The sequence below is a fragment of the Hyphomonas johnsonii MHS-2 genome (assembly GCF_000685275.1).
Lineage (GTDB): Bacteria > Pseudomonadota > Alphaproteobacteria > Caulobacterales > Hyphomonadaceae > Hyphomonas > Hyphomonas johnsonii.
Genome location: NZ_ARYK01000006.1, coordinates 167,239 through 189,472 on the forward strand (window position 1 = coordinate 167,239; position 22,234 = coordinate 189,472).

The following is a 22,234-nucleotide window of genomic DNA, read 5'->3' on the forward strand; positions in this document are numbered from 1 at the left end:
GCAGGAGACGTGACGCGAATGGATTCCCTGGAACTGACGCAGGCCGACCAGCCCATTGACGACGCAGACCCGTCCGTGACGGACGGGTTCAATGCGTTGCGGGGACGGTTCGACGTGATGCAGCTGCTGTTCTGGGGCTGCCTGCTGGTCTCGATCGCGGCGGCCAGCGTGGCGCTGGCCTGGCCGAAAGCGTCCGGTGCGCCCGGCCCGATCCTGCTGATTTCGATGGCATCCGGCGGTCTCGTGTTCCTGTTGTGGAGCGTCCGCGGTGCCGGTCGATTCCTCGGTCTCTTCCCGGAGCGCGGATCGGCTGCGCGGGCCGTGCAGGCCAACATGCCCCGTTTCGGCTGGATCGAAGCGCTTGATGAATCCGTTCTCATCGCCGACCAGGGCGGCGCACCCGTCGCGGCAAACGAATCCTACCATGATCTCAGCCGCCTTGCGCTGATGGTCGGCCAGGCCGACGGCGCGCCGGTGACAGTCGATCGCCTGTTCGGCGCCAACCCGGGCCTTGCCGCGCCGGTTTACCGCCTGTCCAAGGCGGCCAAGGCAGGCCTCGCCCGCCGCGAAGTGCTGCCGCCGATCACGATCGGCGCGGAACAGGTGCCGGCCCAGTTCGAGGTCGGTGTGTCGCCGCTGCCACGGGCCCGCGTGCTGTGGCGTATCCGCCGCATTGCCGGCCAGCAGGAGGCGACCGGCGCCTCCGACCTGAAATCCCTCTATGTCGAAGATGCGCCGATGGGCTTCTTCGCTGCCCGCCCGGATGGCACCATCACCTATGCCAATAACTGGCTGCGCGAGCTGCTCGGCCTGCCGGAAACGGCCAAGAACATCCGTATCGATGACATCATGCGCCCGGAATTCGTGAAAATGCTGGCGCGCGACCGCAAGTCCGGTGCGCCCGGCCGGGCCGACATCCAGCTGCGCGCCCGTGACGGCGTCGAAGTGCCCGTCCAGGCCATCACGACCTGGGCAGGCCGCGGCGCTGAAGCCGCCGGCCGCACGATCATCCTTGCCAACCAGCAGGTCATGAACGGCCAGGAAGAGCGGCTGAACTTCGCCTCCTCGTCGCGCCCGCCGCGCCCTGACGGCGACCCGATGTTCGATGACGCACCATTCGGCGCCGTGCGCCTTGAAGGTGACGGGGTCGACGGAGCGATCATTCTCGATGCCAACCGCGCCCTGATGGAAATGACAGGCGGCGAAGCAACCCCCGGTGGCCGGTTCTCGAACCTGTTCGTCGCCGAGGAAGGCCAGGAGACCCTGAACGCCTCGCTGATCGATGCCATCGACAAGCCGGTCGGCCTGAAGCTCGCCGGCCGCGACCCGCGCCACGTCAACGTGTTCGTCACGCTCGACAGCAATGGCCGCCCGTCGGTCGCCTATGTCATCGACATTACCGAACAGCGCCAGCTGGAACTGCGCCTGGCGCATGGCGAAAAGATGCAGGCCATCGGCCAGCTCGCTGGCGGTGTCGCCCATGATTTCAACAACGTCCTGCAGGGCATCATCCTCAACAATGAGGACCTGATGACCAGCCACCCGGTGGGTGACCCGTCCTACAACAACCTGAAATCGATCCACGAATTCTCGATCCGCGCCAAGGACCTCGTCCGCATGCTGCTCGCCTATGCACGCCAGCAGACCTTCAAGCGTGAGATCTTCAACGTGACCGACTTCCTGTCGGAATTCTCGATCCTGCTGCGCCAGATTCTCGACGAACGCGTCGAACTCGAGGTCAAGCATGGCCGCGACGTGCCGCACATCAAGGCCGACAAGAACCAGCTGGAAACCGCGATCATCAACCTCGCCACCAATGCGCGCGACGCCATGATCAGCCACAATAATGGTGGCAAGCTGACGATCCGCACGGCGCGGGCCACCGGCAAGGACGCCCATGCCAAGGGCTTCGCCTATGTCGACGACGGCGACTACATGCTGATCGAAGTGGAAGACTCCGGTCACGGCATGTCGCGCGAAGTGATGGACAAGATCTTCCAGCCCTTCTTCACGACCAAGGAAGCCGGCGTCGGCACGGGTCTCGGCCTGGCCACGGTCTACGGTATCATCAAGCAGTCGGGCGGCTATATCTGCCCGCTATCCTCCGTCGGCAAGGGCACGACATTCCAGATCTACCTGCCGGCCCTGAAGGCCGAAGACATCCCGGCACCGGTCGAACTGACCCAGGCCGAACGCCAGGCCAACCGCCCGGTGGATATTTCCGGCCGCGGTCGCATCCTGCTGATCGAGGACGAAGACGGCGTGCGCGCCATCACGGCCACGCAGCTGCGCAAGCGCGGTTACGAAGTGTCGGAGGCCCGCGACGGTGAAGAGGCGCTGGAAATCCTTGAAGATGTCCCTGGCAGTTTCGACCTCGTCATCTCTGACGTTGTCATGCCGGGCATGGACGGGCCGACGCTGATCCGCGAGGCCAAGGAACTGCTCGGCCATGCGCGCATCATCTTCATCTCGGGCTATGCCGAGCGCGACCTCGCCAAGCAGCTTGACGACGACCGCGCCGTGTCGTTCCTGGCCAAGCCCTTCACCTCCCGCCAGCTCGCCGAGCGCGTGAAGATGGAACTCGGCAATCCGAAAATGGAAGCCGCCTGAGCGGCGTCACATCCTTCGTTTCGTCGCCCAGAATTCCTTCAGTACCAGCGCAAAACTGCCGGCCCGCTCGGCGCACGCCCAGTGGCCGGCGCCCTCTTCGACATGCAGGGGAAACTTCCAGCGCTGGCAGAAGCGCTGGGCCACGCTGAGGTTCACGAACGGGTCTGTCTCGCCCCAGAACACCTGGCCCTTGGTGGGTAGTTGCGCGAGATCGTCTTCCCAGTCACCCCGAAAGCGCAGGCCGCGGGCCGAACGATAGAGCTTCAGGATCGCCTGGCGCATGGTCTTGTCGACCAGGGGGGCCTCGTGGGCCGCCAGCGGGGCCGGCATGCCGCCGGCGATCAGGGCGGTTTCCAGCTTTGCGGTGTCGCGCATGCCGCGCATCACCAGTTCGCCGAGCAGGGGCGTGGCCCACAGGCGGGCCATGCGGTGGCCACTGTACTGACTGTCGATCACCGCGTTGGTGACACACCAGCTCTCGACCAGGTCAGGGCGCAGCGAACAGGCCCTGAGTGTCAGCAATGCCCCCCAGTCATGCCCGACAATATTGACCGGCCGGCCGATCGCTTCCATCTCGCCGATCAGCCAGTCGGCATAGGCGTCCTTGGTGCGGCTGAAGCCCGGCGGGACGGGGCATCCGAAGCCAGGCAGCGCCGGGGCGTGCCATTCACCCGCCTTCAGGCCGAGTGCCTGGATCGCCGGTTCCCAGAGTTTCGGTGTGTCGGGCACACCATGTACGAACAGGATCATCGAATTGCTCCCCCGAGCCCTTGTGACCATTTCTAATTTGGATTGAGCCACATGCCGGGCCGCGAGGCAAGAAATACCGACTTTATTCCGCGCGCGCGGAAGGTTGTGTCGCTCAAACGCGCAGGTCGCGCAGACTTTGCCGTCTCAGAGGCGCGAAAACGCATCCCAGCAGGCCCGCCCGAATCGGTCATAGGAATCCATGCCGGACACCATCTGCCGGAACAGGTCCGCATCGCCGATCTCTTCAGGCAGCAGCGGGTCGAGGTTGATCGTGCGGATCACCGATTGCCCGACCAGCAGGGTCTCGCGGGCAGCCTCGTCCACCGACATGCGGGCCGCCGACTCGCGGCTTGCGTCCATGGCGCGAATGGCGGCGCGGTAGGCCGTCTTCAGGTCATCGGTCGACCAGAGGTCGCGCCAGTTGACGCTTGCCGGCATCGCCGTCTCGGTAATCTTCACCAGCAGCGCATCGTCCTGCAGGCCAATCCCGGTCAGCGTGGCGCGCAGTTCGCCGAGCGACAGGCGCAGGTTGTCGGGACGCACCCACAGGCCCGTTTCAGCCTGCGCGAACCCGAACAGCCTGAGCGCCCGCATGCGCGCATTCAGGTCCTTTCGGTCGGTGCGGCCGAGATGGTTGGTCAGCACACCGGTCCAGCCGCCCTCCCAGGCCCGCGTCCGGTCCGGCGCCGTTCGCCAGTCGCTGATCTCTGCTGTCAGGGCCGCAGCCTTCGGCCCGGGCGCGTAGACGCCCCGCTCGACGCTTTCCAGCATGCCGTCCCTGGCCAGGCGCGTCACGGCCATGCGGATCGCCGTGGGCTCCAGGCCGAACAGCGCGCCGGCGCGCGTCAGGTAGGCCAGGCCATGCGCACGCCGGCCGCGCACGCTCATCAGCGACAGCACCAGTGTGCGCGCCGACACGGCCTCAGGGCTGATCAGGTTAAATTGTAACGACATTTGACTTATTGTGCATATTCGTGTTACAAACGCAAACCAGCCGATACACCCGCGAAGAAGAAGGCCCCGCCCATGAGTGAACCTGTACGCCTTTCAGACGCCTTGTCGAAGGACGAATTGCGCGAACTTTCGACCCCGTCCGACCTGAAGGCCGCCGTCTCACTCACCATCAACTGGGCCCTTATTGTGGCCGCCTTTGCGGTGCCGATCATCTGGACCAATCCGCTGACCATCCTGGCCGCGATTGTCTTTCTCGGCGGGCGCCAGCTCGGCCTCGGCATCCTCAACCATGACTGTGCCCACTACGCCTTCTTCAAGAACAAGGCAGTGAACGATTTCGTCGGCCACTGGCTGTGCGGTGCGCCGATGAACATCTCGGTCCACGCCTACCGCGCCTACCACCTGAAGCACCATAAATACGCCGGCACGCTGCAGGATCCCGACCGGGGCTTTGTCAAGAATTACCCCGTCACGCGTGACAGCCTGAAGCGCAAGCTGATGCGCGACCTGACCGGCCGCACCGGTTACCGCGACACATTGATGAAGCTGAAGAAATTCAAGCTGCAGAAGCACTATCCCTGGCTTGTCTTCCATGTCGGCCTGCTGTCCGTGCTGACGGCTGTTGGTGCGCCGTGGGCCTACCTGATGTGGTGGGCCGCCGAGATCTTCATCTATCCGGTCCTGACCCGCGTGCGCCAGATCGGCGAACACGGCGTCGCGCGCAATCGCGACAGCCTCGACCCGCGCGACAATACGAGCACCACGCTTGCCTCATGGTGGGAACGCCTGCTGATCGCGCCCAATGACGTGAATTTCCATCTCGAGCACCACCATTTTGCGGCCGTGCCCGGCTACAACCTGCCGAAGCTGCACCGCCTGCTGGCCTCACGGGGCTATTATCGTGACCATGACTGCATTTCGCATGGCTATCTCGATGTCCTGCGCCGCGCCGTGCGCCACGACGAGACCGAAACCGCCGCCGCAGCCTGAGCGCTGTTCCTTGAGTGCGGGCCGGTCTATGATCGGCACGCCACACAGGAGTTCAGGCCATGGTTTCGATTCGCCCCATCCAGTTTGCCGGCATCATGCTGGCCGGCCTATTGCTCGTTGCCTGTTCGAAACCCGCACCTGCACCTGCACCGGACGTGTCAGCTGCAGCCGAGCCGACCCTGTCTGTCCCGCCACCGGCCGAGCGGCCTGACGGGCCGTTCGAGAACACCAGCGAGGAAAGCCTGGGGCAGGGGCGCGCAATTGCCGAGAATATCTGTTCGACCTGCCACGCGATCGGCCTGGAGGGGCCCAGCCCGCATCCTGACGCGATCCCGTTCCGTGACCTGTCGAAACATTACCCGATCGAGGACCTTGCCGAACCGCTCGCCGAAGGCATCATGGTCGGCCATCCGGACATGCCGGTCTTCGCGTTCGAGCCGGACCATATCGATTCGCTGATCGCCTATATCGAGAGCATCCAGACACCGCACGAGCTGTAAGGACGCCGGCGCGCAGCGTCAGGAATAGACGAATTCCGATGAGTCGAGATCGATGGTGGGGATGATGTCCTTTTCAGCCCAATAGTCCTGATTGTGCTGCCATTCCGGGTGTGATCCGCGCTTCGGCATCTGGTCGATCGACCGCATCAGGTAGTTCGGATTGAAATTGCCGGCATCGATCCAGGGCAGGATGTCCATGTCCTTGTCCTCGGGCCGCAGGGCGACCTCGACCTGGCGAACACCCTTTTCATCCATGTGCTTGAGCAGCTGGCAGACGAAATCGCCCATCAGGTCGACCCGCAGAGTCCAGCTGGCGCGGAAATAGCCAAACACCCAGGCCATGTTCGGTACGCCTGTGAACATCATGCCACGATAGGTGATCGTGTCGGCAAAATTGACCGGCTTGTTGTCCACCGTGAACGGAATGCCGCCCAGGACGGACAGGTTGAAGCCGGTTGCCGTGACAATGATGTCGGCCTCAAGCTCCTCACCGGATTTCAGCAGGATGCCTTTTTCGGTGAAGCGGTTGATATGATCGGTGACGACGCTGGCCTTGCCGCTGGCGATGCCCTGGAACAGGTCGCCATCAGGCACGAAGGCGATGCGCTGCTGCCACGGGCGGTATGACGGCGTGAAATGCTTGTCGATATCGAAGTCCGGCCCGAGGAATTCGCGCACGCCAGCCAGCAGTTCTTCCTTCACGGCGTCGGATTCCTCCACCGCGCGGCGGGTGAATTCGTTCTGGTCGAACAGAACCTTGCGGCGGACGATCTCGTGAATCCATGTCTCGTCGATTTCCAGCTTGCGCAATTCGTCGGCAAGTTCGTTCTCGTTCCGGCCAGGGATGAAATAGGTCGGCGAGCGCTGCAGCAGGGTGACATGGGCGCAATCGCTCGCGATCGCCGGCACCAGCGTCGCGGCAGTCGCGCCAGACCCGATGACGATGACGCGCTTGCCCTTGTAGTCGAGGTCTTCCGGCCACGTCTGCGGATGCACGATCTCGCCCTTGAAATCCTCCATCCCGTCCCATTCGGGCGTGTATCCCTTCGAGTGGTCATAGTACCCTTGGCACATCCAGAGGAAGTTCGCCGTGATGCGCACGGTCTCGCCAGTGTCGGACCGCTTCACCTCCACCGTCCAGCGCTTGTCTGCCGATGACCAGCTCGCCGACAGGATCTTGTGATTGTAGCGGATGTGCCGCGCGATATCGTTGTCGTCGATGACCTCGTTCATGTAGGTCAGGATCTTGTCGGCCGCCGCTATGGGTTGGCCGGTCCACGGCTTGAAGCGATAGCCGAACGTGTAGAGGTCGCTGTCAGACCGAATGCCGGGATACTTGTGGGTCAGCCATGTGCCACCAAAGCTTTCCTGCGATTCAAGGATGACGAAGGTCTTGTCCGGTGTCTGAGTCTTGAGGTGATAGGCGGCCCCGATGCCCGAAATCCCGGCGCCCGCGACCAGAACATCGAAATGCTCGGTGTCGGTGCTGGCGGATTTGCGCTCAAGCGTTTGCGTATTGGCCATGTCTGTTTTCTCCGTCCCTGGGGTGCCTGCCATTCATCTGGCAGTGCTGTTTCGCGTGATAGAAGCTTATCACAGCTGGCCCGTACACTCCGGAAAATCCCCTATCTGAACAATGAGTCGCACTGCCGCGACGTTAACACTCCCACAGCGAAAAACGTTTGTGCAGCGCAGCAAAGCGTGTCATAGCCTCAATCCAGCAGGGACAGCGCCCCAAAAAGGCGTGCCGCTGCTCTCGCATTGATCGTAGACCTTTCCGGTTTCGCGTCGAGTGCGCACCAGAACCGGGATGCCGATCACAACAGGCTTCCTAAAATATAGAGCCATCCGCGCGCCGGGGCATTGTGCCCCGCTTTGCGCGCACGAACATGAAAGAGTCATTTTGACCCAATTTTCCGAACTCGGCCTCGCCGAGCCCGTCCTCAAGGCAATCATCGCCGAGGGCTATACCACACCTACTCCGATCCAGGCGCAGGCCATTCCGGCCCTGCTCAAAGGCCAGGACGTTGTCGGCATAGCCCAGACCGGTACCGGCAAGACCGCGGCCTTCGTGCTGCCCCTGCTCAGCCTTCTGGCCACCCGTCCTTCACGTCCGGCCCCGCGCACAGCGCGCGTCCTGATCCTGGCCCCCACACGCGAACTTGCTGCGCAGATCGCTGACAGCGTGCGCACCTATGGCAGCCATATGCGGCCGTCGGTTGCGGTTGTCGTCGGCGGTGTGAAGCCCGGCCCGCAAATCAAGGTCCTTTCCAAGGGCGTCGATTTCCTGATCGCCACACCCGGCCGCCTGCTCGACCACATGGACACCCGCGCCGTCAGCCTGGCTGACACGACCGCTGTTGTCCTCGACGAAGCTGACCAGATGATGGACCTTGGCTTCATGCCGGCCATCCGCAAGGTCATGGCCGCCGTGCCGAACAAGCGCCAGACGCTGCTTTTTTCGGCCACGATGCCGAAGCCGATCCGCGCCCTCGCGAACGACTTCCTGCGTGAGCCGGTCGAGATTTCGGTGACCCCGCAGTCCCGGCCTGTCGAGCGCATCGAGCAGGCTGTCTACATGATCAAGGGCAATGCCAAGCCGGACTTCCTGGCCGAGCTTCTTGGCGCTGACGACATGGACCGCGCGATTGTCTTTACCCGCACCAAGCATGGCGCCGACAAGGTTGTGAAACACCTTGCCAATAACGGCCTTTATGCCGAGGCGATCCACGGCAACAAGAGCCAGAACCAGCGCATCCGCGCCCTCGACGCCTTCAAGAGCGGCAAGGCACCTGTCCTCGTCGCGACAGATATCGCCGCGCGCGGCATTGATGTCGACGGCGTCAGCCATGTCATCAACTACGACATGCCGAACATTTCGGAATCCTATGTCCACCGCATTGGCCGCACGGCCCGCGCCGGCAAGACCGGGATTGCGATCTCCCTCGTCGGCAATGACGAGCGCGCCTACTTGCGCGACATCGAAAAGCTGACCGGCAAGGCCATTGCGCGCCTCGACCCGCCAGCCGGCACGGCACTTGACCTGTCGCTGCCCGAGGAAGAGGGCCCGCACAAGCAACAGCGCAACGGTGGCCGCAGCCGTCCAGGCGGTGGTGGTGGCAATCGTCGCGGTGCCCCGTCGCGCAGTGGCGGCGGACATGCCCGCAGCCAGGGTGGACAGGCCGGTTCCGGCAGCCATTCCGGTGGCGGCAAGAAACGCAGCGGCAAGCCCGGTGGTCACCGGACTGGAAATTCCGGCGGCGGCAATGCCCCGGCCGGCGTCCGCAGCCGCGGTTCCTGGTCACCTGCCTCCAGCTAGAACATCGATCGGGGACAAACTTTCCCCATCGTCAACCTTGCGACCCGCGCCGTCCTTGTTCAAGGATGGCGCGAATTCGTTTGAGGAGATGCCCCATGAAAACCCGTATCACCGAAATGTTCGGTATCCAGCACCCGATCATCCAGGGTGGCATGCACTTTGTCGGCTTTGCCGAAATGGCCGCCGCCGTATCGAATGCCGGTGGTCTCGGCATCATCACGGCGCTCACCCAGCGCACGCCGGCTGATCTCGCCAACGAGATCGCCCGCTGCCGCGACATGACCGACAAGCCGATCGGCGTGAACCTCACCTTCCTTCCCGTGGTCAATGCGCCTGACTACCCTGGCTATGTGAAAGCGATCATCGAAGGCGGCGTGAAAGCCGTTGAGACAGCCGGCAACAACCCGGTCCAGGTCCTGCCGGTGCTCAAGGAGCATGGCATCAAGGTCATCCACAAGTGTACCGCCGTGCGGCACGCCCTGAAGGCCCAGTCGATCGGCTGCGATGCGGTCAGCGTCGACGGCTTCGAATGCGGCGGCCATCCCGGCGAAGACGATATTCCCAACATGATCCTGCTGCCGCGCGCCGCTGACGAACTGGATATTCCGTTCGTCTCGTCGGGTGGTCAGGCTGACGGACGCAGCCTCGTTGCCTCGCTCGCCATGGGCGCCGACGGCATGAACATGGGCACGCGCTTCATCGCCACGAAGGAAGCGCCTGTGCACCAGAACGTGAAGGACGCCATCGTCGCCGCGTCAGAACTCGACACCCGCCTCGTCATGCGCTCGCTGCGCAACACCGAGCGCGTGCTCAACAATGCCGCCGTGGAACGCCTGATCGAGAAAGAGAAGGCGCTCGGCGACAAGCTGGAATTCAAGGACATCATCGAGGAAGTGGCAGGCGTCTATCCGCGCATCATGAAAGAAGGCGACATGGATGCGGGCGCGTGGAGCTGCGGCATGGTTGCCGGCTTGATCCACGATATCCCGACCTGCAAGGAACTGATCGACCGGATCATGGCCGAGGCCGAAGAGATCATCACCAAGCGTCTTGGTGGTTTCCTGAAAGCGTAATTTGAAGGGGCTCCTGCCCGGTGCCTGCCTGCAAGGGCGCCAGCCGGGCAGGGGTAAGCCCTACTCGCCGTCTTTCAGCGGAACGCCATAAAGCTCCAGCCGATGGTCGACCAGCTTGTAACCAAGCTTGCGTGCGATCTGGATCTGCAGCTCTTCGATTTCCTGGGAATGGAATTCCACCACGCTGCCTGATTTTATGTCGATCAGGTGGTCGTGATGCTCGTCCGGCACTTCCTCGTACCGGGCCCGTCCGTCGCGGAAATCGTGGCGCTCGATGATGCCGGCATCCTCGAACAGTTTGACGGTCCTGTAGACGGTCGCAAGCGAAATCGAGGAATCCAGGGAGTTGGCACGCCGGTGCAACTCCTCCGCATCCGGGTGGTCGATCGACGAGGACAGGATGCGCGCGATCACGCGGCGCGGTTCCGTCATCCGAAGGCCCTTGTCGGCGCAGAGTTGTTCAAGTCTGTCCATGAGTGCAGTTCTGCCCTTGGCGGCGCTGGAAGTCCATATGCGAGCCGCGTCAAAGCGACAGCGACTTCGACATCAGGATCGCGGCGACCGGCACATCGCGGCCTGACGTGTAATAGCCCGGCCTGCGCCCGTCGACGCTGAATCCGAAGCTTTCATAGAGCCGCCGCGCACCGGGATTGTCTTCCGCGACATCCAGCGTGATGCGGGCGACACCGCGTTCGCCGAGGCGCGCGAGCAGGGCGTGCAGCAGGCGGCTGGCGATGCCGGTCCGGCGCAGGTCCGGCCGGGTGGCGACGGACAGGATGTCAGCTTCGCCGACCACCGTCTGGATCAGGATGAACCCGGCGAGCGCGCCGTGCTGTTCAAGGCCGAGTCCGAGGCTGGTGCTCTCCGACAGGAGGTCACGAAAAGCTGCGGCGCTCCAGGGGTCCGGAAAGGCGGCAGCGTGCAGCATGGCGACCTGCCAGGCGTCATCGGGCTGCAGCACGATGAGCCCTGTCGTCATGCGCCTGTCCCCGGCAATGTGGCATCCGGCGCGCGGGCATAGACCGGGGAAGGGGGATGCGCGCCCGGGTCAAAGCCGGGTGCCTTCAGCGCGGCGGTGATGGCAGACGGGCGCATCGGCCGCAGGTCTAGGCCCGACCCGGCCTCGCCCAGCGCGTCGGCACCGTCGATGAAGACCGGAACACTGAACCCGTCCAGCATCGCCTTCAACTCGCCGAGCGTCACTTCGATCGGCGGTGCGATCCCGGCGTCGCCCTCAAGGCCCTGCACCCACCATGTCTGGTCGGGCGGGCGTTTCTGGGCCAGCAGGGCGCCCAGCGTGTTGCCAGCCATGCCGGCCGGTATCGCTGCTTCCAGGCTGGTGACGCCGATGCAGGGGGCCCCTGTGACGAGGCTGAGGCCGCGGGCATAGGCAACGCCGATCCGGATGCCGGTGAAACTGCCCGGCCCGGTGACGACCGCGAACCGGTCCACCTCGGCCAGGGTCACGCCTGCCGTGGCAAGCAGGCGCTCAACGAAGTCGGGCAACAGCCTGTCCTGGCCGCGTGCCATCGTCTCGCGGGCATCAGCCAGAATCTCTCCGTCACGCACCAGCGCTGCCTCCATCGCGGTGAAGGCCGTGTTGAGGGCGAGGACGAGCATCTCGGGCCTGTCAGACGATCCGGCAGGCTTCGTCAAAGTCCAGCCGCGGGCTGCGGTCGAACAGTTTGGACTTGTCGCCATGGCCGATATTGCAGATGAAATTGACGCGCCAGTTCTGCATTTCGCCGTCCTGGCTCTCGAAGAATTCCTTGTTCACGCCGGCTGGGTCAAACCCCGACATCGGGCCGCAATCCAGGCCCAGCGCGCGGGCGGCGATCATCAGGTAGGCGCCCTGCAGCGAGCCGTTCCGGAAGGCCGTTTCGTCGCGGTTCTTGTCAAACCAGTCCTTGGCACCGGGGGCATGCGGGAAGAGCTTCGGGATCTTTTCCTTGAAGTGGAGGTCGTAGGCGATGATGCAGGTCCAGGGCGCCGCCATCGTCTTGTCGACATTGGTGCCCGACATGTGCGGGGCGAGGCGCTTCTTGCCGTCTTCGGTCGTCACCCAGACGAACCGGGCCGGCGAGCAATTGGCGCTGGTCGGCCCCATCTTCGCAAGGTCGTAGACCGCGCGCACGAGGATTTCGGGTACGGCCTTGTCGGTAAAGCCGTTCTGGGTGCGGGCATCCCGGAAGATGACGTCAAGGGCGTGGTCGTTCACGGGATGGGCCATGCGCGTCGGTTCCTTCTTGATTGTTCTAGGTTGAACCTACAGCACGGCCTCGACAGCTGTCACTTCCGGAACATAGGTTTTCAGCATGTTTTCAATGCCCTGCTTCAGGGTCATTGTCGAGGACGGGCAACCAGCACAGGCGCCGCGCATCGACAGGTGCACGATACCTGTCTCGGGCTCGAACCGGTGGAAGATGATGTCGCCGCCATCCTGGGCCACGGCCGGGCGGACGCGCGTCTCGATCAACTCGCGGATTTCCTCCACGATTTCTGCCGTTTCGCCTTCATACACCGTGTCGTCGCCGCTGGTGTCTTCGGCGGCAACGGCTTCATCCTCGACCACTGCCAAGCCTGCCATGAAATGGTCCATGATCGCGGCCAGCACCATCGGTTTCACGTGCTTCCACTCGCGCTCGGGCGCTTTGTTGATGGAGACAAAATCACTGCCGAGGAATACGCGCTCGACTCCGTCGACCTGGAACAGGGTACGGGCCAGAAGGCTGTTTCGGGCGCTGTCGAGATCGGGAAAGTCGAATGGCCCGCGGTCGCCGGCAACGGGCTGGCCGGGCAGGAATTTCACGGTATCGGGGTTTGGCGTGGGTTCGGTTTGGATGAACATCTGAGGCTTCGCCCCTTTCGCATGGCTGCTACCATGCTCAAATGGTCCGAAGTGACGACAGGTTCAAGGGTGCAGGCGTGTTCTCAGGGGGCCGTCGGCACGAGGTCGGCGTCCAGTGCGGCAACCGATTCAAGGTCTTCAGCCGGCAGGGTGTCCAGCGCGTCGGCCAGGGCGAGCGATGCGCGATTGGCTTCGGTCAGGTAGAATCCCATGCTGGCCAGGTGATTTGCCATCAACATGCCGTCACCCGGCTGGTTGGACACGATCAGCGGCTTCATGCGTGCGGCGCGGCCCCAGGCGTCCCTGGCCTTGGTCAGGGCGTCCTGCACGGCGGGGTCGCGGGTCAGCCGGGGGGCGTTGCGTTCGGCCACCATCAGCATTTCACGCGCGACATGGGCGCGGGCCTTGGCGCCGTAGAAGGCGATGATGTCGGACCGGCTGGCAGGCCACTCGACCACGTCACGATTGATCTGGGTTGTCAGGTCGGTGAGGTCCGTCTCGGCCCAGCCGGCAAAGAGGCGCGATTCGGCCTTCAGCAGGTCAGGACGTGACGGCAGGACGGCAAGGCCCCGGGCGGCGCGCGTGTCGAACCGGTTCAGCGCCTCGGCGGCAGAGGTGAGGCGTGGGCGCATGTCGTCGCCCGGCATGCCGTGCAGCAGGCGGGATGCGGCGGTCAGGTCGGGGTCAGGCGTTTCGCCGGTGGCGGCGATGACAGACATCAGGCGGGCATGTTCGGCCAGCGCGTCGGCGGTGGCCTTCTGCCAGGCCGGCATGGCGGTCAGGCGGGCCTGCGGGTGCCAGCTGGCGCGGTCTCCGGCCCAGCCGGTCCCTTCCAGTTCGCGGGCAATCTTGTTGATGGCAACGCCGGATTCAGCGGACGCCCAGTTCTGGCTGGGCGGCAGGACGACATCACTGTCATCGATGCGGTGCGACATGACGGTCATCACGGGATAGGCGACAACGGCCCCTACCACGACTCCGACCTTGAGCATCGTGATCGACCGGCGCCACCAACGCTGGAAGAACAGCATGATCGGGCTCGGCTCAGCATAGTCGAATGTCACGAGATGATCGGTGCCGACCCGGGTCACGACGGGACCTTCCTCCAAGTAGGCCGCTGGCAGGCGACTATCAAATGCCATCAATCTACCTTTGCATACGCTAAAACTGTTGCTGTTGCGACACTATGCGAGGTAATCGGCGCCATTAACAGTGCATTAACTGTTAAATCTCCGCAACCCTGGAAACAAGTTGCAATTGGCCTGCCAAGTGCCTTGGCAGGCTTCCATTTTTTCAAACATCAATTTTCGTTTACTTAAGGCGCGGTGTCGCCCTGGCCGATGATTTCGGCCGTCGTGACCAGTATCTGTTCCTTGTCCTGACCATCATCGAAGGTCAGAATCAGGTCGACCGAATCGCCAACCTTGAGGCTGGAATCGAACCCGAACAGCATCATGTGGTTGCCGCCGCGTGCCATCACCAGCGGCGCGGCCGGCGTCACCGGCAGGCTGTCGACCTTCTGCATGCTCATCCGGTCATTCTCCATCGACATCGTGTGCAGCTCGACATGGTCTGCCGCCTGCGTGGACACCTCGGTGAGGGACATCGCCTCGCCGCGCACGGACACAACCATGCCGCCGCTGGCGATATCCTGGCCGGCAGCCGGTTCGACGATGTAGGCACCCTTGACCTCGATGACACTCGCGCCGTCCGGTACCGGATTGGAACAGGCGGCGATAAGGGCGAGACCGGCCAGTGCCGGCGTGAATAGTGACAGTCTCAAGGGGTATCCTTCCATGTCAGGGTCGACAGGCGCAGACTAGAGCGTCTGTGGGTCCGTGCAAAGCGCGCTGAAAGCCGCACGCGGCACACTGTCAGGCCTGCCAGATTCCGACCGTGCGGCGTATATCGGACAGGATCGGGGCTGCGATCGCCTCCGCCCGTTCAGCGCCTGCAGCCAGCGTGCGGTCAATTTCCGCCGGGTCGGCGAGGATGTCGCGATACCGCTGGGTAATCGGGGCCAGGTGGGCCACGGTCGCATCGGCGAGCGCGGGCTTGAACGCGCCGAATCCCTGTCCGCCGAACTGGCGCAGAACCGCTTCGACGGACTCGCCGGTCACGGCGCTGTAGATGCCGACAAGGTTCTCGACTTCCGGACGGCCCTTCAGCCCGTCGACATCACTCGGCATGTCGCCCAGCAGGTCGGTCTTTGCCTTCTTGATCTTCTTCGCGATCTCTTCGGACGTATCGACCAGGTTGATGCGCGACAGTTCCGACGGATCGGACTTCGACATTTTCTTCGTGCCGTCCTTCAGGCTCATGATGCGCGCACCAGGCCCCTGGATCAGCGGCTCGGGCAGGGGGAAGAAGCCCGGCGCGTCATAGTCGCGGTTGAACCGCTCGGCGATGTCGCGGGTCAGTTCCAGGTGCTGCTTCTGGTCGTCGCCAACCGGCACATGCGTGGCCTTGTAGGCGAGAATGTCGGCGGCCATCAGGATCGGGTAGGTGAACAGGCCCACTGACGCGCGCTCGGCGTCCTTGCCGGCCTTGTCCTTGAACTGGGTCATCCGCTCGACCCAGCCCATCCGCGCGACACAATTGAAGATCCAGGCGAGTTCGGCATGCGCCGAGACGGACGACTGGGCGAACACGGCCGATTTCTTCGGATCGATGCCACAGGCCAGGAAGGCCGCCGCGATCTGGCGCGTCTGGTCCAGCAGGTCCGCCGGGGCCACAGGCATGGTCATGGCGTGCAGGTTGACGACGCAGAACAGGCACTCGCGCCCGGCCTCCTGCAAGGCGACGAATTTCTTCAGGGCGCCAAGATAGTTGCCAAGATGCAGGTTGCCGGTCGGCTGGATGCCCGAGAACACACGTTCAGGGCCGGTATAGGAAGGGGGCGTATCAGTCATGGGCAGGGCCAATAGCGCGTTTGATCAGCGCCGCATAGTGCGGCGGATGTCGCTGATCCGGATGGCGCCGGTCAGCAGGGCCGCGATGCCATAGGTAACGCCGCCTGCCAGCACGATCACGGCAGCTGCAAGGGCCCGGCTGTTCAGCACGTGTCCTTTCAGCGTCTCGAGGTTTGCCAGCATCAGGTAGACCACGACCGACATGATCAGCGTGGCCAGCAGCGCCCGGATCAGGCCGGACGCGAGGCGCGGTCCCGGCCGGTACCAGTTGCGGCGGGCCAGCGTTGACCACAGCAGGCCGACATTCACCCAGGCCGCCACGCTGGTGGCGATGGCGAGGCCGACAAAGCCCTGCATGCCGTGTGACTTCATCCAGAAGAACAGGCCCGCCCCGAGCACCGTATTGATGAATACCGAAACGAGCGCGTAGCGCATCGGCGTCTTCGTATCCTCGCGCGCGAAGAAGGCCGGCGCCAGCACCTTGATCAGCACGAAGGCGGGCACGCCCCAGGCGAAATGGAACAGCGCGTTGCCGGAATAGAGCGCGTCGAGATCGGTAAAATTGCCCCGCGCAAAGAAGGCGCCGATCAGGAAGACCGGGGCGATCATCAGCGACGCCGCCGCCGGCAGGGTCAGCGCCATGGCAAGGCCGATACCCTCGTCCATCGTGGCCCGGCTGGAGCCATGATCGTCGGCGCGCGCGGCCTTGGACAAGCGCGGCAGGATCGCGACACCCACGGCCACGCCGACCAGGCCCAGTGGCAGCTGGTAGAGGCGGTCGGCGGCATAGAGCCAGCTCTTGGCGCCAACTTCGAAACTCGCCAGCGACTGGCTGACCAGGATGTTGATCTGCGTGCCCGAGGCGGCGATCGTTCCCGGCACGGCCAGCACCAGCACTTTTTTCACCGCCGGGGTCAGGCGCGGCCAGCCGATCAGGCTGAGATGCACCTTCTGCCGCTTGACCCCCCACCACAGCACGCCGGCCTGCAGCAGGCCGGCCACGAAATACGCAACTGCCGCCGCCTGGGCCGTCACCACTGAATCCGGGCTGACAAGCGCCGCCGGGATCAGGCAGAGATTGAGAAGGGTCGGCGCGCCGGCCGACAGGATGAAGCGTTCGGACGAATTCAGCACGCCCGACATCAGCGCCGCCAGGGCCATGAAGGTCAGGTAGGGCATGGTGATCCGGGTCAGCAGCACCGCAAGGTCGTAGTGGACCGCATCATCGGCCTGGCCGCCATGGATCACCAGCAGCACCCAGGGCATGAAGACCTGGAACAGGATCGTCAGCGCCGCGGTTGCCGCAAACAGCACGCGCATCGCCTCCTGCGCCACCGCTTCGGCGGCCTCCGGGCCTTCAGCCTCCAGCGTGCGGGCATAGGTCGGCACGAAGGCCGAGGCGAACGCGCCCTCGGCAAACACCCGGCGGAACAGGTTGGGGAATTGCTGCGCTGTGACCCAGGCATCGTTCACCGGCCCGGCGCCGAGCTTTGCCACCAGGAGGATGTCGCGCACGAAACCCAACATCCGGCTGGCCAGAGTCAGGGACGATTGCACCATCGTGTTGCGCGCGACACTCATGCAAATTCCCTTGGGCGAGTTCTCAGAAACTGTCCACGGCGCGCGACCGTTTCAGTTTACGGGCGGGCGTGTGGGGCGCATCCGGTTCTTCGCGCCCAAGTACGGCGAGAAGACGTTCCCGGAGCGTCTCTTTGCGGGCTTTCGTGCTGATTTTCTGGCCGCGCGCATTCTGCACATAGAAGGCATCGAACACCCGCTCGCCATAGGAACCGACATGCGCCGAGTGGATCGACAGCTTCATGTCGGCCAGCACATCGGCCACTTCATGCAGCAGGCCCGGCCGGTTGCGCCCGGCAATGTCGATCACCGAATAGTCGGCTGACTGGTCATCGCGGATCTGCACGGAAGGCTGCACCAGGAAGGCCGCCTCGCGGCGCCCGGTGCGTGTCTTGACCTCGCCGGTGATCGGGTTCCCGGCCAGCGCGTCCCGCATTGCCGCTTCCAGCCGCTCGATGCGGCCCGGATCCCCGGCTGCGAACGCGCCCTTGTGGCCGTCCTGCAGCATGAAGATGTCGACGATCCGCCCGCTGACGCTCGTGAACACCTGCGCCGAGGCGACATTCGCGCCCAGCCGGGCAAGCGTGCCGGCCAGGTCGGCGAACAGGCCGGTCCGGTCCTGGCCCGACACGATCATCGCCACGGCGCCACCATCCGGCAGGTAGCGATGCGCCACCGTGTCCGCGCCAGCGGCCAGCACATCAGCCTGCCAGGCGAGGTCGTCGAGATCGAAGCCCGTCCAGTAGGCAGTTTCCATTTCCAGCATGATCGCCGGCACCGTGCTCATGCGCTCGACCAGCGCCTCGCGGCGCCGTTCGGCACGGGCTTCCAGTTCGGCCACAACGCTGGCCTCGTCCGTCCGCCCGCCGCGGAGGGCAGCGGCCGTATTGTTGTAGAGGTCGGCCAGCAGCTGGCCTTTCCAGGCGTTCCACACCGCCGGACCCACCGCCTTGATATCGGCGACCGTGAGAATGTAGAGCAGCTGCAGGCGTTCCAGCGAGCCGACCAGGTCCGCGAATGTCGCCACCGTGCGGGGATCGGAAATGTCCCGCTTCTGGGCCGTCTCACTCATCTCGAGATGATGCCCGACCAGCCACGCCACCAGTTCCGATTCCGCTTCCGGTATGCCGAGGCGCTGGCACGCCCGGTAGGACGTCTTGGTGCCCTCGATCTGCTGGTCGCCCTTGCCCTTGCCGGTATCATGCAGCAGCATCGCGAGATACAGCGCCCGCCGGTTTTCCAGCTGCGGGAATATCTCCGACACAAGCGCAACCCTGTCGCCGCGCCCATGCTCCATTTCGGCGATGAACTCGACGGCGCGGATCGTGTGCTCATCCACCGTGTAGTGATGATACATGTTGAACTGGGTCTGCGCGACGATGCCGCCGAATTCCGGCATCACACGGCCCAGCAGGCCGGACTCGTTCATCCAGCGCAGCACCTGGCCTGGCCGCTCCCCGCCCATGATCGATTCCAGGACAAGACGGCGCGCCTCGGGCAGCTCGCGGACAGTGTCATTCATGCCGTGCAGGTTGCGCGTCAGCGCCGTCAGGGCCTCGGGGTGGATATCCTTGCCTTCCCGCCGGGCGATCGTGAACAGGCGCAGCATGTTCAGCGGATCGGTTTCCATCACGGTTTCGTTCGCGACATTGATACGGCCATTGTCGATGGTGAAGCCCTTGTCCTTCAGGGCCTGCGGCGCGCGGACCGGCAGGAACCGGCGCAGGCCTTCCGGCTTCTTCTTGTGATCGGCTTCCAGTTTTGCCGCCAGGATCCGCGTCAGCCCGCCGACATCCTTGGCGATCAGGAAATAGCGCTTCATGAAACGCTCGACGCCCTGCTGCTCGCCGCGGTCACGATAGCCCATACGCGAGGCAATCTCCGGCTGCAGGTCAAAGCCCAGTCGCTCCTCCGGCCGCCCGGTCACGAAATGCAGGTGGCAGCGCACGGTCCACAGGAATTTCGCGGCGCGGATGAACACCGCATATTCATGATCGGTGAACGGGCCTTTCTTCATCACGTCTTCCAGCGTGACGCCGCCATACATGTGCTTGGTGATCCAGTAGAGCGTCTGCAGGTCGCGCAGGCCGCCCTTGCCTTCCTTGATGTTGGGCTCGACCACATAGCGCGCATCGCCATGCCGTGTGTGGCGCGCATCGCGCTCGGCCAGCTTGTCGGCGATGAACTGGGCGTCCTTGCCCTTCACCGCCTCCTTCTGGAACAGGTCGAACATGTCGTCGGCCAGCACCTCGTCGCCGCAGATGAACCGGGCGTCCAGCATTGACGTCTTGATGGTGACGTCCTCGGCGGCCAGCTTGACGCATTCGTTCGGCGTGCGGAAGGCGTGGCCCACCTTCAGCCCCATGTCCCACATCGCATACAGCATGTACTCGATCACGCTCTCAGTATGCGGGCTGACCTTGTAGGCGCGCAGGAACAGCAGGTCGGTATCGGAAGAGGGGGCCATCACGCCGCGGCCATAGCCGCCGGTCGCCAGCACTGCCAGGCGTTCAGCCTCGGTGGGGTTGCGGGCCCGGAAGACGTGCGTCGTGGTAAAGTCATAGAGTGCCGAGATGACCTCGTCCTGCACCGCTGCCAGCAGGCGTGCAGTGTCCAGCCCGTCGGCGCCCTGCTGCAATCGCTCCTGGGCGATCATGCGGCCCCGGAAGAGGGCGGCGTGAAGGTGGTTGAGCGCCGCCTTGCGGGCGGCTGGCTGGTCGCCGAGATTGTTCTGCGCCGCCGTTGTCAGCTTCACCCTGAGGGCGCGCCCGTCGATGATGTTGGATATGCGCCACCGGCCGGGGCGGCGCACCGCCGGGCTGCGGGTTTCGACAAGGCTCGGGCCGGACGGCGGCGGGTTCGACGTATCTGTCATGCAAGACGTATAGCAGGTCAGGCGCCCGCGCCTATGGCCGCATTTCCGCGCTCACGGGCAGGCCGCGCGCATGCTTGACCACGCCATAGGCAAAACTGGTCTCGATCGAGGCGATCCCCGGGATCTTCTGGATCGTCTTGCGCACCAGCTGCTCGTAGTCATCCAGGCTGCGCGCGATCACCTTCATCTGGTAGTCCTCGCCCCCCGCCATCAGGTAGCAGTCGAGCACATGCTCGATCTCGGCGATCCGGGCCTCGAACCCGCGCACCGTCTCGTCGGAATGATTGGCCAGGCGGATGCGAACGAAACCGGTCACCGGGAATCCGCACAGCTTCTGGTCGACCAGCGCCGTATAGCCCGTGATGATACCGGCGGCTTCAAGGTTCCGGACACGTCGCAGGCAGGGGGAGGGCGACAGGCCCACCTCGGCCGACAATTCCTGGTTGGTCAGCCGCCCGTCACGCTGCAGCACTTTCAGTATCTTGGCATCCGTCGCATCCATTTGGTCATCTATTGGCAGATTCTGCCAAAATGCAAGCAGTGGGTGGCAATAATAGGCGAAACCTGCTGGTCGCGCAGTGCTATACTGGCGCAAACACAGGAGATACGCCCATGGCCTATGATTCCTCGCGCCCGCTTGGCTTTGCCACCCGCGCCATCCATCACGGCTACAACCCCGCCGACAATGCCAACGCGCTGACCCCGCCGCTGCACCTCACCTCCACCTTCGCCTTCCCTGACGCCCAGACCGGTGGCGCCCTGTTCGCCGGCGAGGCCGAAGGCCACATCTATTCCCGCATTTCGAACCCGACCGTCGCGCTGCTGGAATCCCGCATCGCCGAACTTGAAGGCGCCGAAGCGGGCCTGTGCACCGCCTCGGGCATGGGCGCCATCTCGGCGACCATGTGGACGCTGCTCAAGCCCGGCGACGAAGTGATCACCGACAAGACGCTGTATGGCTGTACCTTCTCCTACATGCGTGACGGCCTCGCCCGCTTCGGTGTCAAGATCACCCATGTCGACCTCAGCGACCCGGCGAACCTGGAAGCCGCGATCAGCGACACGACGCGGATCGTCTATTTCGAGACCCCCGCAAACCCCAACATGCGCCTCGTCGACATCCGTGCTGTGTCGGACATCGCCCATGCCGCCGGCGCCCTTGTCGTTGTCGACAACACCTATGCCTCGCCCATGCTGACCCGGCCGATCACGCTTGGCGCTGATTTCGTGCTCCACTCGGCCACCAAATACCTCGGCGGCCATGGTGACCTTGTCGCCGGTGCCGTCTGCGGCCCGGCCGAGGCGATCCACGAGATCCGCATGGTCGGCGTCAAGGACATGACTGGCTCGGTCATGGCGCCGTTCAACGCCATGCTGGTGATGCGCGGCCTGAAGACCCTGCAGCTGCGCATGGCCCGCCATTGCGAGAGCGGGATGAAGGTTGCCGAATGGCTCGAGGCCCAGCCCGGTGTGTCTGCCGTCTACTATCCGGGCCTTGCCAGCCACCCCCAGCACGCCCTCGCCAACCGCCAGATGGACGGCTTCGGCGGCATGATCGCGTTCGAACTGGAAAGCGGTTACGATGCAGGCATCGCCATGATGAATCGCCTGGTGCTGATCCGCCGTGCCGTCAGCCTCGGCGACGCCGAAACCCTGATCCAGCACCCGGCCAGCATGACCCACTCGACCTATACGGAAGAGGAGCGTCTCGAACATGGCATCAGCAATGGCCTCGTGCGCCTGTCGGTTGGCCTCGAAGATGTGGCAGACCTGATCGAAGACCTCGGCCAGGCGCTCGGAGTGAATGCGCGCTAGGCCGCCGCCC

Annotated in this window: 20 protein-coding genes; 6 read left to right on the top strand and 14 right to left on the bottom strand. The window is 64.1% G+C overall.

The annotated features are described in order from the left end of the window. Positions 1-18 precede the first annotated feature (18 nt). Positions 19-2,610 carry a response regulator gene (locus HJO_RS13015; RefSeq protein WP_084141990.1) on the top strand — a complete coding sequence of 864 codons (2,592 nt, stop codon included), beginning with the start codon at positions 19-21 and terminating at the stop codon, positions 2,608-2,610. A gap of 6 nt (positions 2,611-2,616) precedes the next feature. On the opposite strand, the gene HJO_RS13020 is transcribed toward HJO_RS13015, so the two are convergent. Both HJO_RS13020 and HJO_RS13025 read right to left on the bottom strand, forming a co-directional pair. Continuing rightward, positions 2,617-3,360: an alpha/beta fold hydrolase gene (locus HJO_RS13020; RefSeq protein ID WP_035617531.1), complete on the bottom strand. Its 744-nt coding sequence runs from the start codon at positions 3,358-3,360 to the stop codon at positions 2,617-2,619. Between the two features lie 144 nt (positions 3,361-3,504). Continuing rightward, positions 3,505-4,314 (bottom strand): hypothetical protein, encoded by an 810-nt coding sequence (locus HJO_RS13025; protein ID WP_035617533.1) that lies wholly within the window; start codon positions 4,312-4,314, stop codon positions 3,505-3,507. A 72-nt stretch (positions 4,315-4,386) separates the two neighbouring features. On the opposite strand from HJO_RS13025, the gene HJO_RS13030 reads away from it, so the two are divergent. Continuing rightward, on the top strand, positions 4,387-5,304 hold the full coding sequence (locus HJO_RS13030; RefSeq protein WP_035617780.1) for a fatty acid desaturase family protein: 918 nt from the start codon (positions 4,387-4,389) through the stop codon (positions 5,302-5,304). A gap of 59 nt (positions 5,305-5,363) precedes the next feature. After that, entirely contained in the window at positions 5,364-5,804 is a 441-nt protein-coding gene (locus tag HJO_RS17845) for a c-type cytochrome (protein WP_051618592.1), read from the top strand. Between the two features lie 18 nt (positions 5,805-5,822). Here HJO_RS17845 and HJO_RS13040 read toward each other — a convergent pair whose 3' ends face one another. Further along, on the bottom strand, positions 5,823-7,328 hold the full coding sequence (locus tag HJO_RS13040) for a flavin-containing monooxygenase (RefSeq protein WP_035617534.1): 1,506 nt from the start codon (positions 7,326-7,328) through the stop codon (positions 5,823-5,825). Positions 7,329-7,707: 379 nt separating this feature from the next. Here HJO_RS13040 and HJO_RS13045 point away from each other — a divergent pair, with 379 nt between their 5' ends. Both HJO_RS13045 and HJO_RS13050 read left to right on the top strand, forming a co-directional pair. After that, the gene (locus HJO_RS13045) at positions 7,708-9,123 is read left to right on the top strand and encodes a DEAD/DEAH box helicase (protein ID WP_051618593.1); all 1,416 of its coding nucleotides are present in this window, start codon (positions 7,708-7,710) and stop codon (positions 9,121-9,123) included. 95 nt (positions 9,124-9,218) lie between these two features. Next, positions 9,219-10,196, top strand: a complete 978-nt coding sequence (locus HJO_RS13050; protein WP_035617537.1) for an NAD(P)H-dependent flavin oxidoreductase — start codon at positions 9,219-9,221, stop codon at positions 10,194-10,196. Between the two features lie 60 nt (positions 10,197-10,256). Here the strand turns inward: HJO_RS13050 and HJO_RS13055 are convergent, their stop codons facing one another. The 11 genes from HJO_RS13055 to HJO_RS13105 form a co-directional block, all read right to left on the bottom strand. Next, positions 10,257-10,670 carry a Fur family transcriptional regulator gene (locus tag HJO_RS13055; RefSeq protein WP_035617540.1) on the bottom strand — a complete coding sequence of 138 codons (414 nt, stop codon included), beginning with the start codon at positions 10,668-10,670 and terminating at the stop codon, positions 10,257-10,259. Between the two features lie 49 nt (positions 10,671-10,719). After that, positions 10,720-11,175, bottom strand: a complete 456-nt coding sequence (gene rimI / locus HJO_RS13060) for a ribosomal protein S18-alanine N-acetyltransferase (protein ID WP_051618594.1) — start codon at positions 11,173-11,175, stop codon at positions 10,720-10,722. Continuing rightward, on the bottom strand, positions 11,172-11,852 hold the full coding sequence (gene tsaB / locus HJO_RS17850) for a tRNA (adenosine(37)-N6)-threonylcarbamoyltransferase complex dimerization subunit type 1 TsaB (RefSeq protein ID WP_162173831.1): 681 nt from the start codon (positions 11,850-11,852) through the stop codon (positions 11,172-11,174). Before tsaB ends, rimI begins: the two co-directional genes overlap by 4 nt. Next, the gene (locus tag HJO_RS13070; protein ID WP_035617542.1) at positions 11,827-12,426 is read right to left on the bottom strand and encodes a malonic semialdehyde reductase; all 600 of its coding nucleotides are present in this window, start codon (positions 12,424-12,426) and stop codon (positions 11,827-11,829) included. Before HJO_RS13070 ends, tsaB begins: the two co-directional genes overlap by 26 nt. Before the next feature lie 36 nt (positions 12,427-12,462). Continuing rightward, positions 12,463-13,044, bottom strand: coding sequence for a NifU family protein (locus HJO_RS18865; protein WP_035617544.1), 582 nt, complete (start codon positions 13,042-13,044; stop codon positions 12,463-12,465). An 83-nt stretch (positions 13,045-13,127) separates the two neighbouring features. Then, a complete protein-coding gene (locus HJO_RS13080; RefSeq protein WP_035617546.1) occupies positions 13,128-14,186 on the bottom strand; it encodes a hypothetical protein in 1,059 nt (352 codons plus the stop codon). 173 nt (positions 14,187-14,359) lie between these two features. Continuing rightward, complete coding sequence (locus HJO_RS17855) at positions 14,360-14,827, bottom strand: copper chaperone PCu(A)C (protein ID WP_051618596.1); 468 nt, start codon at positions 14,825-14,827, stop codon at positions 14,360-14,362. A 91-nt stretch (positions 14,828-14,918) separates the two neighbouring features. Continuing rightward, positions 14,919-15,956, bottom strand: a complete 1,038-nt coding sequence (gene trpS / locus HJO_RS13090) for a tryptophan--tRNA ligase (RefSeq protein ID WP_035617548.1) — start codon at positions 15,954-15,956, stop codon at positions 14,919-14,921. Between the two features lie 24 nt (positions 15,957-15,980). Beyond that, a complete protein-coding gene (gene murJ, locus HJO_RS13095) occupies positions 15,981-17,537 on the bottom strand; it encodes a murein biosynthesis integral membrane protein MurJ (protein ID WP_035617550.1) in 1,557 nt (518 codons plus the stop codon). Positions 17,538-17,559: 22 nt separating this feature from the next. Beyond that, positions 17,560-20,409 (bottom strand): [protein-PII] uridylyltransferase, encoded by a 2,850-nt coding sequence (locus HJO_RS13100; protein ID WP_084141997.1) that lies wholly within the window; start codon positions 20,407-20,409, stop codon positions 17,560-17,562. Between the two features lie 31 nt (positions 20,410-20,440). Further along, positions 20,441-20,911: an Lrp/AsnC family transcriptional regulator gene (locus HJO_RS13105; protein ID WP_035617554.1), complete on the bottom strand. Its 471-nt coding sequence runs from the start codon at positions 20,909-20,911 to the stop codon at positions 20,441-20,443. 110 nt (positions 20,912-21,021) lie between these two features. Between HJO_RS13105 and HJO_RS13110 the strand changes: the two genes are divergently transcribed. Beyond that, positions 21,022-22,224: a methionine gamma-lyase gene (locus HJO_RS13110; protein ID WP_035617556.1), complete on the top strand. Its 1,203-nt coding sequence runs from the start codon at positions 21,022-21,024 to the stop codon at positions 22,222-22,224. The last annotated feature ends 10 nt before the right edge of the window (positions 22,225-22,234 follow it).